This window comes from Micromonospora sp. NPDC005710, from assembly GCF_040630995.1.
GTDB lineage: Bacteria > Actinomycetota > Actinomycetes > Mycobacteriales > Micromonosporaceae > Micromonospora.
Map to the genome: position 1 here is coordinate 1 of NZ_JBEXYP010000002.1, position 13092 is coordinate 13092.

Genomic DNA, 13092 nt, shown 5'->3' on the forward strand with positions numbered 1-13092 from the left:
GGTGCTGCGGCCGGACAGCTTCATCGGGTTGGCCGAGGAGACCGGCCTCATCGTCCAGTTGGGTGGGTGGGTGCTGGCCGAGGCGTGCCGCGAGGTGACGGGAAGCCCCGGAGGTGCGCTCACCGGCGTGAGGCGGCCCGCTGGCGGTTCGAGACCACTGTGCGCGACGCCGTTGACGTCATCCGGGTGGTGCGCGCCGTTGACGTGGTGGCCATTGGTGCGGGCCGGCGGCTCCGGGTCACCCGGGTGCCCGACCAGCGGCGATGGCAGGTCGCCGTGACGTGTCGAGGAGGTCCGCCAACCCGACGCGGGGTCGGGTTGCCAGCGGGGCCCCTCGTCCCGGGCGTCCTCGCGGTCGGCGGCTCGGGGCCACCCACCCGCCGGAGGTGCCCACCCACTGACGGAACGGCTCGGGTCGTCGTGCTGACCCGCGCCGTCACCGTGCTCTCCCGGGGTGGCGGCTCCGGGTTGCCCTGTTTCACTCACCGCGCGCTCCTTGGTCGCCCCCGCTGAGGCTACCGTGTGCCGAGAGTGGCGATAAGTTACAGCGGCGGGCCATTTCCAGGACCGAGGTCACGGGCCTCGCCCGGTCTGGGGGGAAAATGCCGGCTCGTACGGACAACTCGGAGGATCCCATGACCGCTGCGGGGAACGGTGCACAGACCGCCGGCCGGCCCACCCGCCTGCCCCGCTCCGCGCGTCGTAAGCAGCTTCTTGCTGCGGCGCAGGAGGTGTTCGTCGCGCAGGGCTACCACGCCGCCGCGATGGACGACATCGCCGAGCGGGCCGGGGTGTCGAAGCCGGTGCTCTACCAACACTTTCCCGGGAAGATGGATCTCTACCTGGCGTTGCTCGACACGCACTGTGACGCCATCGTCGCTCAGGTGCAAGACGCGATGCGCGGCACGAGCGACAACAAGGAGCGGGTCGGCGCGTCGGTGCGGGCGTACTTCGACTTCGTCGACCACGAGAGCGAGGCGTTCCGGCTCGTCTTCGAGTCGGATCTGCGCAACGACCCGGCGGTACGGCAGCGGGTGGAGCGGGTCGAGCAGGGCTGCATCGCGGCCATCACCGACACCATCATCTCCGACACCGGAGTGAGCCGGGCGCACGCCGAGTTGCTGGCCTCCGGGCTGGTCGGGGCGGCGGAGACGGCAGCGCAGTTCTGGCTGGCCGGCGGCCGGCAGGTGCCGAAGGCAGAGGCCGAGGCGTTGGTGGCCGCGCTGTCCTGGCGGGGCATCGCCAGCTTCCCGTTGCAAGGTGAGTCAGCCTGACCGCCGACCCCGTGATCGGATAGCCTTCGCAGGGCGGTTCTTTCGCCCCAGTTGAGGAGGCACAGTGGAGGTCAAGATCGGCGTGCAGTACGCGCCGCGCGAGCTGGTAGTGGACAGCGCGCAGTCGCCGGCCGAGATCGAGCAGATCGTGACCGACGCCTTCGCCGGAAACGGCGGCACGCTCTCCCTGACCGACGAGAAGGGCCGGCGGGTCATCGTTCCGGTCGAGAAGGTCGCCTACGTCGAGATCGCCGAGGCGTCGCCCCGGGCGGTCGGTTTCACCGTCCGCTGACCGGTCCGGCCATCGCGGCAGGTCGGCACTCGGCCCACCTGCCGCAGGCCGGCACCGGCCCGGTGGTCAGTTGTTCAGCCCCACGGCGGCCATCCGCGCGGTGTGCGCGGTGGTGAGCCGGCCGAACAGCCCCGGCACGTCGACCCGGCCGTCCCGTGCGACAAGCGCGGTGAGGGTGGCCCGCTCGGCGGCGACGCGGCCGGCCTGGGACAACGCCTCACCGACCAGCCGCCGTGCCCACATCGAGAGCCGACCGGCCACCCGGGGGTCCTCGGCGACGGCCTCCCGGATCTCCGCGGCGGCGAAGTCCGCGTACCGGGAGTCGTGCAGGACGTCCAGCACCAGAGCCCGGTCCGGTTCCCCGAGCGCGTCGGCGATCTCGCGAACGAAGTCGTCGCTGATCGCGTCGCCGACGTACGCCTTGGTGACCACTTCAGCCCAGTTCCGTGGCTCGGTCGAGTCGTGGTACGCCTGCACCGGCTCGACATAGGGCGCCATCGCCTCTTCGGGCGGCACGCCCAACGCGGTGAGCCGGTCGGCGAGGCGCCGGTAGTTGGCGATCTCGGCTGCGGCCATCTCGTTGAGCGCGACCCGGCGGCGCAGGTCGGGAGCGAGCCGGGCGTCCCCGGCCATCCGCTCGGAGGCGAGCATCTCGCCGAAGGCGACGAGACCCAGCAGGTCAGCGACGGCGAGAGCAGACACGAGCGGCAGGTTACCGTGCGACAGGTGCCTGCGCCGTCCCCGGTCGATCAGGGAATGGTTGTGCCGCATATGGGCTTACTGGGCGTTTTGTCTGGCAGCACCGGTCGGGCGGGCACACGACAGAGCACGGGAGCGATTGTGGCATGGGTCACCTTTGCTTGCCCCGCGTGCCGGTTGGCGGACCGGGAATCGGGACGGGGGCATACCTGTTCAGGTAACATGGAGCAGTTGCCGTGGGCGCCGATCTGATCGAAGTCTCAGCCTGCGGCGCGCGTGCGGCCCGGTCCGGCTCGGCAGTCTGCCGCCGACCGTGTGGCCCGCGTCAAACCGAACGCGCCCTGAGGACATGACGGGCGCACCCACGAGAGGGCACCCCCACATCCACATGAGCGACCTGACTCAAGATTTGCTGGACGGCCAGGAACTGGCCCCCACCGCCCCGGTTCGACCGGAGGCCCCCACGTTCGCCGCCCTCGGCGCCCGCGCCGAGACCGTCGAGGCCCTGGCCTCGGCCGGCATCACCCGCGCCTTCGCCATCCAGGAGTACGCGATCCCGATCGCGCTTCGCGGCGTCGACCTGATCGGTCAGGCGCCCACCGGCACCGGCAAGACCCTCGGCTTCGGCGTACCCCTGCTCGACCGGGTTTTCGCCCCGGGCGAGGGCAGCGACGGTGTCCCCCAGGCGCTTGTCGTCGTCCCCACCCGTGAGCTGGGCATCCAGGTCGCCAAGGATCTGGCCGCCGCCGGCCGGACGCGTGGCGTCCGGGTGCTGCCGATCTACGGCGGCGTGGCGTACGAGCCGCAGATCGACGCGCTGCGTAAGGGCGTCGAGATCCTGGTCGGCACTCCCGGCCGACTGATGGACCTGCAGAAGCAGAAGCACCTCCGGCTGGACCGGGTGCACGCTCTCGTCCTCGACGAGGCCGACCGGATGCTCGACCTGGGCTTCCTCGACGACGTCGAGAAGATCCTGGCGATGCTGCCGGAGGACCGGCAGACGATGCTCTTCTCGGCCACCATGCCGGACCCGATCGTCACCCTGTCGCGGCGCTTCCTGCGCCAGCCGATGACGATCCACGCCGGGCACACCGCCGAGACCGGCCCGTCGCCGCAGACCCAGCAGTTGGTCTACCGCACCCACTCGATGAACAAGGTCGAGGTGGTGGCGCGCATCCTCCAGGCGGAGGGGCGTGGGCTGACCATGATCTTCACGCGTACCAAGCGGGCCGCCGACCGGGTCGCCGAGGATCTCGACTTCCGCGGGTTCGCGGTTGCCGCGGTGCATGGTGACCTTGGCCAGGGCGCCCGCGAGCGTGCTCTGCGGGCCTTCCGCGCCGGCAAGATCGACATCCTGGTCGCCACCGACGTGGCGGCTCGCGGGCTGGACGTCACCGGCGTCACTCACGTCATCAACTACGACTGCCCGGAAGACCAGGACACCTACACCCACCGGATCGGTCGTACCGGCCGGGCCGGCGCGACGGGTGTCGCGGTGACCTTCGTCGACTGGGACGACATGCCGCGCTGGCGCATCATCGACAAGACCCTCGGTCTGGAGATGCCGGAGCCGCCGGAGACGTACCACACGTCGCCGCACCTCTACACCGACCTGCACATCTCGACCGAGGTCAGCGGCACGCTGCCCACCGCCGAGCGCACCCGGGCCGGGCTGTCCGCCGAGATCGAAGAGGACCTGGGTGGGACGAACCGTTCCCGCCGGGGCGACAGCGGTGGTCGGGGCCCCCGACGCGGTGAGAGCCGGGGCGAGGGTCGCGGTGAGAGCCGTGGCGAGGGTCGCGGCGAGCGCCGTGGTCGGGGCGATGGCCGCCGCGACCGCTCCGATGCCGGCACGCCGGCCGTCGCCGGCACGCCGGCCGTCGCCGAGGCAGCCGAGGCACCTGTGGGCGACGTCGCCGACGAAGGCAGCCGTACCCCGCGCCGTCGGCGTCGCCGTCGGGCCGGCGAGACGGTGGCGGGTGAGGCGACCGCTGTGATCTCCGCCGACGCCGGCCCCGCCGAGCCGGCCGCCGCATCCGACGGCGAGGCCACCAAGCCGCGCCGCCGCCGGCGCCGCCGTGGTGGCGGTTCCGACGCGGGTACGCCGGCCGAGGCGACCGCCGACTGACCACCAGGCCACACCTGACATCCCCCGCACCGCCTCGCGCGGTGCGGGGGATGTTCCCTTCTCCCACCCCACCTGCCGAAAATGGAACGATGCCGCAACCACTGGACGCCGCCCTGACCGAGGTTCGGGCGTTGCTGCTCGACCCCGCGCTGACCCGGGCGGTCGCCGCCGGGCGTCGCCGCGGCCGCCGCCCCACAGTCGAGCGGGCCGAACTGCGGCCCGTGACGCTCAAGGCCGGGCCCCGGATGCAGATCACCACGTCCGACGGCGCCCGCCCGTACACCCGGAACCTGGCTTCCGGCCCCGAGGCCGTTGCGGCGGTCGACGAGCTGCTCGCCGAGCCGTTCGGCAACTGGCACGTCGAGACGGCCGACGCGACCCTTCAGCTCCGGGTGACCAAGTCCGGCGAAGCGCAGGTGCACAGGGCCGCGACGTCCCGCCCGGCGGCGACGCCCACCGGAAACGACCGGGCCAAGGAATACCTGCTCGACCCGGGTGACCCGATCTTCGCCGAGATCGGCGGCTCGGCGGCCAAGCGCCGCCAGGTCGACGCGTTCCTGCGGGCCCTGGCCGCGACCCTGCCCGACGACCTGACCGGTGCGCTACGGGTGGTCGACCTGGGCTGCGGCAACGCATACCTGACGTTCGCCGCGTACCGCTACCTGACGGGTCGGGGGCTCGACGTCCAGCTGGTCGGCGTGGACGTCCGGGAGGACCAGCGGCGGCGCAACACCGAGCTGGCGCAGCGGTTGGGCTGGGCCGACCAGATCAGCTTCGTGGCCGGGACGATCGCCGACGCCGTCGTCGACCCCGCCCCCGATCTGGTGCTGGCGCTGCACGCCTGCGACACCGCCACCGACGAGGCGCTGGCCCGCGCGGTGCGCTGGGAGGCCCGCTGGGTGCTGGCCGCGCCGTGCTGCCACCACGACCTGGCGAAGCAGCTCCGCGCCCACCCCGCCCCGGCCCCGTACGAGCTGCTGACCCGGCAGGGCATCCTGCGCGAGCGCTTCGCCGACGTGCTCACCGACGCCCTCCGCGCCGGGTTGCTGCGGGTGCACGGCTACCGGGCCGAGGTGGTGGAGTTCGTGGACTCGCAGCACACCCCGCGTAATCTGCTGATCCGCGCACGTCGTACCGGTGCCGGGGCGACCGAACCGCAGCGGGCCGAGTACCGCGAGCTGGTGGACCAGTGGCAGGTCACCCCCCGGCTGGAGGCCCTGCTGGCCGCCGGGGAGGCGCCGGCCTCCGAGCCCGTGGGTGGCTAACGCCGACGCTCGCCGCGGTCCCGGCCACCCTGGCGCTCGCTGAGACCGCGGTCGAAGACCGACACCCGGTCGGCGCCGGGCCGCTGGGCGGCCCACTCGCCGTCGCCCGGGGCGGTCGGGAATGGTACGACTTTGCCTCCGCTCTCGGCGTTGCCGGCTGCCGCGAAGGCGTTCCAGGAGATGTCCACCAGTAGCTTCTTCACCTCGGCGTGCCGGATGGCGGCGTTGTGTTGCAACGCCATCCGGGCACCGAGCAGCACTGCCACGAGCGTGGTGGTGATGGTGCCGGTGGCGGCCAGGATCTGGAGGCCGGTGGCGGAGTCGGTGCGCAGCACCAGAACCAGCAACCAGATCCAGAACGCGGCCGCGAAGACGCCGGCCTTGGCGACGAAGAAGAGGCTCACCGCACCAGGCTGGTACGGCTGGGGGCGGCTCGATTCGGCCATGGTGCTCCTCGGCGGTGGTCCGGTCGGACGCGACGGGCGACGGACGTCAGGTCGGGACGGGCACCGAGCTTAGTGGAAGAAAGACGATGATCGCTCGATGCAATTTTCGTTCTGCACACAGGCTCGCAGAGAAAAGTCTCATCCACGGGACAGTTTGTGCGGTCAGTCAATTGTTTCCGGCCGTCGGCGTACTACCCTCGGAAAGCGCATCGTCCCGGCGCTCCGGCCATAGGGGGAAGACACACAGGGATGGGATCCGCCGACGTATCACCGCAGATGGCCTTCGCCCGCTTCGTCCGGCGTGCCATCGATGACGCTCGTGACGAACGCGGCTGGACCGTGACGGATCTTGCCTCGCACACGGGCGTGGGCCGCTCCACCGTGTTCCGCTGGCTGGCCGGCGATTGGCAGGACTATCCCGAGTTGGCCAAGGTACGCGGTTTCTGCTCCGCACTGGATCTGCCGGTCGCCGCCGCGTTCCGCGCGCTCGGGCTGCCCGACGCCGGGCCCACGCCCCGCCGACGCCACGACGACGGCCCGGTCGAGGCCGACGTCCGGGCCATCCTGGACCGGCTGGCCGACCCGACGGTCCCCGCCGAGGAGAAACACCACATCCGCGACCTGCTCCGCTACCTGGCCCGCCGCCCCATCCGCCGAGCCAGCTAACCCCGCCCGGGGGCGTTGATCTTGGAGTTGGCGTCACGACACGCCGCAGCGGAAGACGCAAACCCCATGATCAACAGAGGGCAGCGGCGTGGCCGGGCCTAGGGGACCGTGACGGTGAACTCGGCGGTTCGGACCTCGGCGTTCACCTGGAAGTCCAGGTAGAGGCGGTAGCGGCCCGGACCGGGAATGGTCAACCAGAACTTGATCTGACCGTCCACCAACTCGGTTTCCGGGTGCACGTGCAGGTAGCCGAGGTCACCCTCGCGCAGTGCCACCAGGTGCCCGTACGCCCCGAGGTACCGCTGAAGGGGCGCGGCACCGCCAGCGCCGTCGACCCGGAAGGTCAGCGGTACCGTCGCCCCGGCCTCCGGAGTGCCCTGGTAGCCGACCGTGAAGCCGTCAACTGCCGTCGAGGTGGCCGGCCCGGGAAGCGGACGGGGCCGGTAGTCGCCGGGAGCCACCAGATCCGTGCCGAGAGTCACCGCTGTCTGCGCGCCGTTGTCGGAGACCACAGTGAAGTCGGCGTACGCGCGCCAGAGGCCGGGCTGCGCGAGGGTCAACGGCACCGACCAGGTGCCGTCCGCCGCCATTGTCGGGTGCAGGTGCTGGTAACCGGTCAGGTCCCGCCGGACGACGATGAGGTGCAGCGGCTTGTCGTGCACGATGGCGAACCGGGTGACCGGTCGGCGCTGCACGTCGCGCACCTGGAAGCGCAGTTGACCGGGGCGGCCCGCCGCGAACTCGGTGGCCAGGGGGGCCAGGGTGAGACCGGCAGCGCTCACCGCCAGACCGCCCGGCTCGGTCGCCGCGCCCTGATCGGTGGTCGCGGCGGAGCCGTGGTTGTGCGGCGCGACGCCCGGCGGGTCGGTGTGGCCGGCTGCCGACGACGGGCTACCGGTGGCGGCACCGTTGACGTTCAGCCGGCCGAGGCCGAAGCCGAGGAGCACGGCCAGCACCAGCCCGCCGACCACGAGCGCCAACCGGATGGTGCTCCGGTCCGGCCCAGCCGGGCTCCCGTCAGAGACCGGCACCGCAGCCACCGGCACCGCAGCCACCGCCGAGACCTCGTCAGACACCGGCACCGCGGAGACCTCGTCAGACACCGGCACCGCGGACACCCGGTCAGGCAAGGCCAGCGCCCAGCGCGTAGCCGGCGGCCGTGCCCGCGCGAGAGTAGGCGCGGGTGACGGGCTGCTGGTCGGTCATGTCACCCACGTTACCGCCGGGTGGGGCCGGTCCAGGCCGACGCCCGGGTGGCGTGGCGCCCGTCGCATTCAGCGCCGCCCGGGAACTTTCCACCGAGCCCTGGCCGGCTCTCGACGGCACCCGGTCAACCAGCCACGGCGAGTGCGAGCGGGAGCACGTCCGGTGCGCCGGCCCGGCGCAGGGCCCGGGCCACGAGCGTCATCGTCCAGCCCGAGTCGATCAGGTCGTCGACGAGCAGCACCGGGCCGTCCAACCCGGCCAACGCGTCGGACAGGTCGGTCGGCACGGTGAAGGCGTCGTGCAGCGCGCGTACCCGTTGGGCGCTGTTGCCGCGCGGCCCGGCTGGCCCGCCGGAGCCGGCCGCGGTGACCTCGCCGAGCAGCGGAAGCCGACCCACTGTGGCGATCCGCTCGGCGAGGGAGCCGAGCAGCCGGGGCCGCCGCCGGGAACCGACCGCGACCACCGCCACGGGCCGGCGGGGCCACGGGTCGTCGCCGTGCGCCCACGCCTTCAGCACCTCCACCACCGCGCCGGCGACGTCGTCGGGCAGCGCCGCGTCCGGCGCTTCCGGGCCGACGAGAGCACGTAGCCGACCACCCCAGCCCAGGTCGGAGAGGCGCCCGACGGCCCGGCCCGGCAGCGCCTGGTCCGCCCGGGCGATCCGGCCCTTGAGGGGTACGCCCACCGCCTCGAGACCGGTCGGCCAGAGCTTCTTCGGCGCGATCTCCACGCCGGGTCGACCCAGGAAGGTCTGCGCGGCGGCGAGCGCTGCCGTCGACATGTCGGCGGCGAACAGGGGGTCGGCGCACCTGTCGCACCGGCCGCAGTCGACCGCCTCGGTGTCGTCCAGGCGCTCCCGTAGATACCGCATCCGGCAGTCGGACGTGGTCGCGTACTCCCGCATGGCCTGTTGTTCGACGGTGCGCGCCTCGGCGACGCGGCGCAACCGGGCCTCGTCGTAGACCCACGGCTCGCCGGTGGCGAGCCACCCACCGCGCACCCGGCGGACCGCGCCGTCCACGTCGAGCACCTTGAGCATCAACTCCAAGCGGGCCCGGCGCAGGTCGACGAGGGGTTCGAGGGCCTGGGTGGAGAGCGGGCGGTCGGTGTGCAGAGCGGCCAGCACGGCGCGGACCTGCTCCTCCGGTGGGAACGCCAGCGAGGCGAAGTAGCGCCAGATCGCGGCGTCCTCGACGCCGGGCAGGAGCAGCACCTCGGCGTGCTCGACAGCGCGACCGGCGCGGCCGACCTGCTGGTAGTACGCGATCGGCGAGGGAGGCGCGCCCAGGTGGACGACGAAGCCCAGGTCGGGCTTGTCGAAGCCCATGCCGAGGGCGCTGGTGGCGACCAACGCCTTGATCTTGTTGTCGAGCAGGTCCTGTTCGGCGGCCCGTCGGTCGGCGTCGTCGGACTGCCCGCTGTACGAGGCGACCGGGTAGCCCCGGGAGCGTAGGAACTCGGCCGTCTCGCCCGCTGCCGCAACGGTGAGCGTGTAGACGATGCCGGAGCCGGGCAGCTGGTCCAGGTGGTCGGCGAGCCAGGCCAGCCGGTGCGCCGGGCTGGGCAGGTCGAGCACCCCGAGGCGCAGTGACTCGCGGTCCAGGGTGCCGCGCAGGATGAGGGCGTCGCCCAGCTGCTCGGCGACGTCCTGGGTGACGCGGGCGTTGGCGGTCGCTGTGGTCGCCAGCACGGGGGTGCGCTCGGGCAACTCGGCGAGGAACGTGCGCAGCCGCCGGTAGTCCGGCCGGAAGTCGTGCCCCCAGTCGGAGACGCAGTGCGCCTCGTCGACCACCAGCAGGCCGGTGGTCGCGGCCAGCTTGGGCAGGACGCCGTCGCGGAAGTCCGGGTTGTTGAGGCGTTCCGGGCTGATCAGCAGGACGTCCACAGCGCCGGTCTGGATCTCGGCGGTGATCTCGTCCCACTCGTCGAGGTTCGCCGAGTTGATCGTGCGGGCCCGGATGCCAGCTCGGGCGGCAGCCTCGACCTGGTTGCGCATCAACGCCAGCAGCGGCGAGACGATCACGGTCGGGCCGTGCTCCCCGCCGTCCCGCAGCAGCGCGGTGGCAACGAAGTAGACGGCCGACTTGCCCCACCCGGTGCGCTGGACGCAGAGCACCCGTCGCCGGTCGACGACCAGCGCCTCGATGGCCCGCCACTGGTCCTCGCGCAGCCGGGCGTGGTCACCGGCCAGCCGGCGCAGCACCGCCTCGGCCCGCTCCCGTACGCCTGCCCGCTCTGCTGTCTCCACCCGGCATTTCTACCAGCGCCGTCCGTCATCCCCCTGTTGATCAAGAGCTTTGCGTCATCGTTCGGGCGGATTCTGACGCAAAGCCCTTGATCAACAGGGCTCAGGGGGGCGGGGTCAGGGGCGGCGGGTGGGGGGTTTCAGGGCTCGGGTCAGGTGGGACAGGCGGGGGGCGAGGCTGGTCAGGCCGCCGGGGAAGAAGTAGACGGCCAGGATGAAGACGGTGCCCAGGACGAACAGCGGCTGGCTCAACGGGTGACTGAGGAAGGCCGGCAGGTTGTCCACGGCGTCGCTCGTGCCGAAGGCGGTGAGCCGGTGGTCCAGGTACATGTAGAGGACACCGCCGAGCACCGGACCCCACCGGGTGCCCGGCCCGCCGAGCACCACCATGACCAGCAGCGACAGGGTCAGCTCGGAGGACGTGATGTGCGGCGACGCGCCGCCGACGATCAGGACGTAGACCACCCCGCCCGCCGACGCCAGGCCGCCGGCCAGTGTGAACGCCACCAGCTTGTAGCGGTACGGGTCCAGCCCGAGCACGCCGATCCGCCGCTCGTCGTCGCGCAGCCCGGCGAGCACCCGACCGGTCGGTGACCCGCTGACCCGGTGCACCACGAAGACCACGATGGTCAGGTACGCCAGCGCCAACCAGTACAGGTTGACGGTGTTCGTCACTCCCACCAGCCCGGCGGGCAGCCCGGACACGTCGAGCGGCAAGCCCTCCTCGCCTCCGGTGAGCCCACCGAAGTCCCGGGCCACCAGGATGGCCCCCACCTGGGCGAAGGCCAACGTGACCATGGCGAACGCGATGCCCACAGTGCGCAGCGCCACAGCGCCGAGCAGCGCGGCGAGGATGATGCCGCCGGTGATGGTCAGCAGCGCCGCCTGCCACAGCGGCAGGCCGGCCCGGGTGACCAGGATGTCGGTGCCATAGACACCGGCGGCGAAGTACAGCGCGTGCCCGAAGGACAGCATCCCGGTGCGGCCGAAGAGCAGGTCGTACCCGGCCGCCAACCCGCCGAAGATCAGGCAGATGGCGAGGATCTGAAGGGTGCCGGGCGAGTTGACCGGCCCTTCGAAGATCCCGGGCAGGGACATCGTCGAGTACGGCAGGATCGCCAGCACGACGAGCGCGACGAGCGGCAGGAACGGGCGGACCCGGTGCCACCGCCCCCGCTGCGGGGTCAACTCGTCAGGCACCTGTGCGGGAGGCGCGTCGATCACCGTCATGCCGTTGCCACCTTTCCGGCGATGCCCTGCGGGCGCAGCAGCAGCACCACGGCCAGCAGCCCGACCACGCAGATGTCGCCCAGCCCGGACGTGCCGTAGTAGTTGACGAACTGCTGCACCAACCCGACCACGACCGCCGCGTACGCGGAGCCGACGACCGAGCCCATCCCACCGATCACCACCACGATGAACGCGAAGATCAGCAGCGAGCCGCCCTGCCCGGGCGAGACGGTGCCGAAGTAGACCCCGCCGAGCGCCCCGGCGAGCGCGGCAGCCGCCCCGCCGATCGCGAAGACCAGGGTGAACGCCTTGCGGACGTCGATGCCCAGCGCGGTCACCATCTCCCGGTTTTCCACGCCGGCCCGGATCACCAGGCCGTACCGGGTCCAGCGCAGGAACGCCAGGATCGCGCCGAGCACCAGCACCGCGGCGATGATCAGCAGCAGGCCACCGTTCGGCACCTGCGCGCCGAGGATCCCGGTCACCTGCCGGGTCCAGTCCGGACGTGGGAACGGCCGCGCGTCCGCACCCCAGGTGGCCTGGAGCAGCGCCACCCCCGCCAGCGACAGCCCGACGGTGACCAGCACCTGCTCGATGGTGCGGGAGTACAGCGGGCGGATCAGCACCAGCTCGACGAGGATCGCCACCAGCGTGCCGGCGGCCACCCCGAAGGCGACAGCCAACACGAAGCCGAACCCGTCCGGGCCGGCGCCCGGGAGGTTGCTCGCCGCCCACCAGGTGCCGTACGCGCCGACGCCGAGGAACAGCCCGTGCGCGAAGTTGAGCACGTCGGCCAGGCCGAAGACCAGGGACAGGCCGGAGGCGACCAGGAAGTACAGCGCCGCCAGGCCGAGCCCGGTCAGCGCCAACAGGATCACGGTGCCCATCAGTGTTTCACCTCCGCCGAGCCGACACCGAGCAGCGACTTCGTCAACGCGGTCTCCAACAGCAGCTCACGGGCGTCGCCGGTCCAGGCCACCTTGCCGGCGGCCAGCACCACGGCGTCGCGGGCCAGTCGGCGTACGACGGCCAGGTTCTGCTCGACCAGCAGCACCGGCACCGACTCCGCGACCCGCTCCAACACCTCGGCCACCTCGGTCACCACCTTCGGCGCCAACCCCTTGGTCGGCTCGTCGACGAGCAGCAGCCGGTTGTCGTTGAGCAGCACCCGGCCGATGGCGAGCATCTGCTGCTGCCCGCCGGAGAGCGAACCAGCCCGTTGCCGTCCGCGCCGGTCCAGCTCCGGAAAGAGCGCGAAGACCTTGTCGTACGCCGGGGTGGTGCCGCGCCGCTCGGCGAGCCGCAGGTTCTCGGCGACGGTGAGGCCGGCGAACACGCAGCGGTCCTCGGGCACGTAGCCGAGCCCGCCGCGGACCAGCCGGTGCGTCGGCCGGGCCAGCAGGCTCTGCGCGCCCATCCGGATGGTGCCACGGACCTCCCCGGCGGGCGGGGTGAGGCCGACGATCGCGCGCAGCGTCGTGGTCTTGCCGACGCCGTTGCGACCGAGCAGGACCGTCACGCCGGTCGGGGCGACAGTGAAGGACACCCCCTGGAGGATGTGCAGCCCGGAGATCCGGACCGACAGCTCCTCCACACTGAGAACGGGTTCCAGCTGAGCTGCTTCCGTTCGCGACTGCGGGG

Annotated in this window: 12 protein-coding genes and 1 pseudogene; 5 read left to right on the forward strand and 8 right to left on the reverse strand. The window is 72.2% G+C overall.

Going from position 1 to position 13092, the window contains the following annotated elements:
- Positions 1 to 486, reverse strand: a pseudogene (locus ABZ406_RS02325) (hypothetical protein); the annotation flags it as partial.
- A 149-nt stretch (positions 487 to 635) separates the two neighbouring features.
- Here ABZ406_RS02325 and ABZ406_RS02330 point away from each other — a divergent pair.
- On the forward strand, positions 636 to 1274 hold the full coding sequence (locus tag ABZ406_RS02330; RefSeq protein ID WP_110563158.1) for a TetR/AcrR family transcriptional regulator: 639 nt from the start codon (positions 636 to 638) through the stop codon (positions 1272 to 1274).
- A 64-nt stretch (positions 1275 to 1338) separates the two neighbouring features.
- A complete protein-coding gene (locus tag ABZ406_RS02335) occupies positions 1339 to 1566 on the forward strand; it encodes a DUF3107 domain-containing protein (RefSeq protein ID WP_179781071.1) in 228 nt (75 codons plus the stop codon).
- 66 nt (positions 1567 to 1632) lie between these two features.
- Here ABZ406_RS02335 and ABZ406_RS02340 read toward each other — a convergent pair whose 3' ends face one another.
- On the reverse strand, positions 1633 to 2268 hold the full coding sequence (locus tag ABZ406_RS02340) for a ferritin-like fold-containing protein (protein ID WP_357755478.1): 636 nt from the start codon (positions 2266 to 2268) through the stop codon (positions 1633 to 1635).
- A gap of 385 nt (positions 2269 to 2653) precedes the next feature.
- Between ABZ406_RS02340 and ABZ406_RS02345 the strand changes: the two genes are divergently transcribed.
- Together ABZ406_RS02345 and ABZ406_RS02350 are read left to right on the forward strand one after the other, a co-directional pair.
- Positions 2654 to 4393, forward strand: coding sequence for a DEAD/DEAH box helicase (locus ABZ406_RS02345; protein ID WP_357755480.1), 1740 nt, complete (start codon positions 2654 to 2656; stop codon positions 4391 to 4393).
- An 89-nt stretch (positions 4394 to 4482) separates the two neighbouring features.
- Positions 4483 to 5658, forward strand: a complete 1176-nt coding sequence (locus tag ABZ406_RS02350; RefSeq protein WP_357755482.1) for an SAM-dependent methyltransferase — start codon at positions 4483 to 4485, stop codon at positions 5656 to 5658.
- On the opposite strand, the gene ABZ406_RS02355 is transcribed toward ABZ406_RS02350, so the two are convergent.
- The gene (locus ABZ406_RS02355; protein WP_357755484.1) at positions 5655 to 6104 is read right to left on the reverse strand and encodes a hypothetical protein; all 450 of its coding nucleotides are present in this window, start codon (positions 6102 to 6104) and stop codon (positions 5655 to 5657) included. The two genes, ABZ406_RS02350 and ABZ406_RS02355, sit on opposite strands and share 4 nt — an antisense overlap.
- Before the next feature lie 249 nt (positions 6105 to 6353).
- On the opposite strand from ABZ406_RS02355, the gene ABZ406_RS02360 reads away from it, so the two are divergent.
- Complete coding sequence (locus tag ABZ406_RS02360; RefSeq protein WP_357755486.1) at positions 6354 to 6770, forward strand: helix-turn-helix domain-containing protein; 417 nt, start codon at positions 6354 to 6356, stop codon at positions 6768 to 6770.
- A 98-nt stretch (positions 6771 to 6868) separates the two neighbouring features.
- Here ABZ406_RS02360 and ABZ406_RS02365 read toward each other — a convergent pair whose 3' ends face one another.
- From ABZ406_RS02365 to ABZ406_RS02385, 5 genes are all read right to left on the reverse strand, one after another.
- Positions 6869 to 7801 carry a hypothetical protein gene (locus ABZ406_RS02365; RefSeq protein WP_357755900.1) on the reverse strand — a complete coding sequence of 311 codons (933 nt, stop codon included), beginning with the start codon at positions 7799 to 7801 and terminating at the stop codon, positions 6869 to 6871.
- A 299-nt stretch (positions 7802 to 8100) separates the two neighbouring features.
- Positions 8101 to 10224 carry a DEAD/DEAH box helicase gene (locus ABZ406_RS02370; RefSeq protein WP_357755488.1) on the reverse strand — a complete coding sequence of 708 codons (2124 nt, stop codon included), beginning with the start codon at positions 10222 to 10224 and terminating at the stop codon, positions 8101 to 8103.
- Positions 10225 to 10338: 114 nt separating this feature from the next.
- Positions 10339 to 11451, reverse strand: coding sequence for a branched-chain amino acid ABC transporter permease (locus ABZ406_RS02375; protein WP_357755490.1), 1113 nt, complete (start codon positions 11449 to 11451; stop codon positions 10339 to 10341).
- Entirely contained in the window at positions 11448 to 12338 is an 891-nt protein-coding gene (locus ABZ406_RS02380; RefSeq protein ID WP_357755491.1) for a branched-chain amino acid ABC transporter permease, read from the reverse strand. The genes ABZ406_RS02375 and ABZ406_RS02380 overlap by 4 nt, the downstream gene beginning before the upstream one ends.
- Positions 12338 to 13063 carry an ABC transporter ATP-binding protein gene (locus tag ABZ406_RS02385; protein WP_357755901.1) on the reverse strand — a complete coding sequence of 242 codons (726 nt, stop codon included), beginning with the start codon at positions 13061 to 13063 and terminating at the stop codon, positions 12338 to 12340. Before ABZ406_RS02385 ends, ABZ406_RS02380 begins: the two co-directional genes overlap by 1 nt.
- Positions 13064 to 13092 lie beyond the last annotated feature (29 nt).

Bases quoted from the DNA above. Each gene is read 5' to 3' on its own strand.
- ABZ406_RS02355 (WP_357755484.1), bottom strand. From the start codon at position 6,104: ATGGCCGAATCGAGCCGCCCCCAGCCGTACCAGCCTGGTGCGGTGAGC.
- ABZ406_RS02345 (WP_357755480.1), top strand. From the start codon at position 2,654: ATGAGCGACCTGACTCAAGATTTGCTGGACGGCCAGGAACTGGCCCCC.
- ABZ406_RS02330 (WP_110563158.1), top strand. From the start codon at position 636: ATGACCGCTGCGGGGAACGGTGCACAGACCGCCGGCCGGCCCACCCGC.
- ABZ406_RS02375 (WP_357755490.1), bottom strand. From the start codon at position 11,451: ATGACGGTGATCGACGCGCCTCCCGCACAGGTGCCTGACGAGTTGACC.
- ABZ406_RS02360 (WP_357755486.1), top strand. From the start codon at position 6,354: ATGGGATCCGCCGACGTATCACCGCAGATGGCCTTCGCCCGCTTCGTC.
- ABZ406_RS02380 (WP_357755491.1), bottom strand. From the start codon at position 12,338: ATGGGCACCGTGATCCTGTTGGCGCTGACCGGGCTCGGCCTGGCGGCG.
- ABZ406_RS02350 (WP_357755482.1), top strand. From the start codon at position 4,483: ATGCCGCAACCACTGGACGCCGCCCTGACCGAGGTTCGGGCGTTGCTG.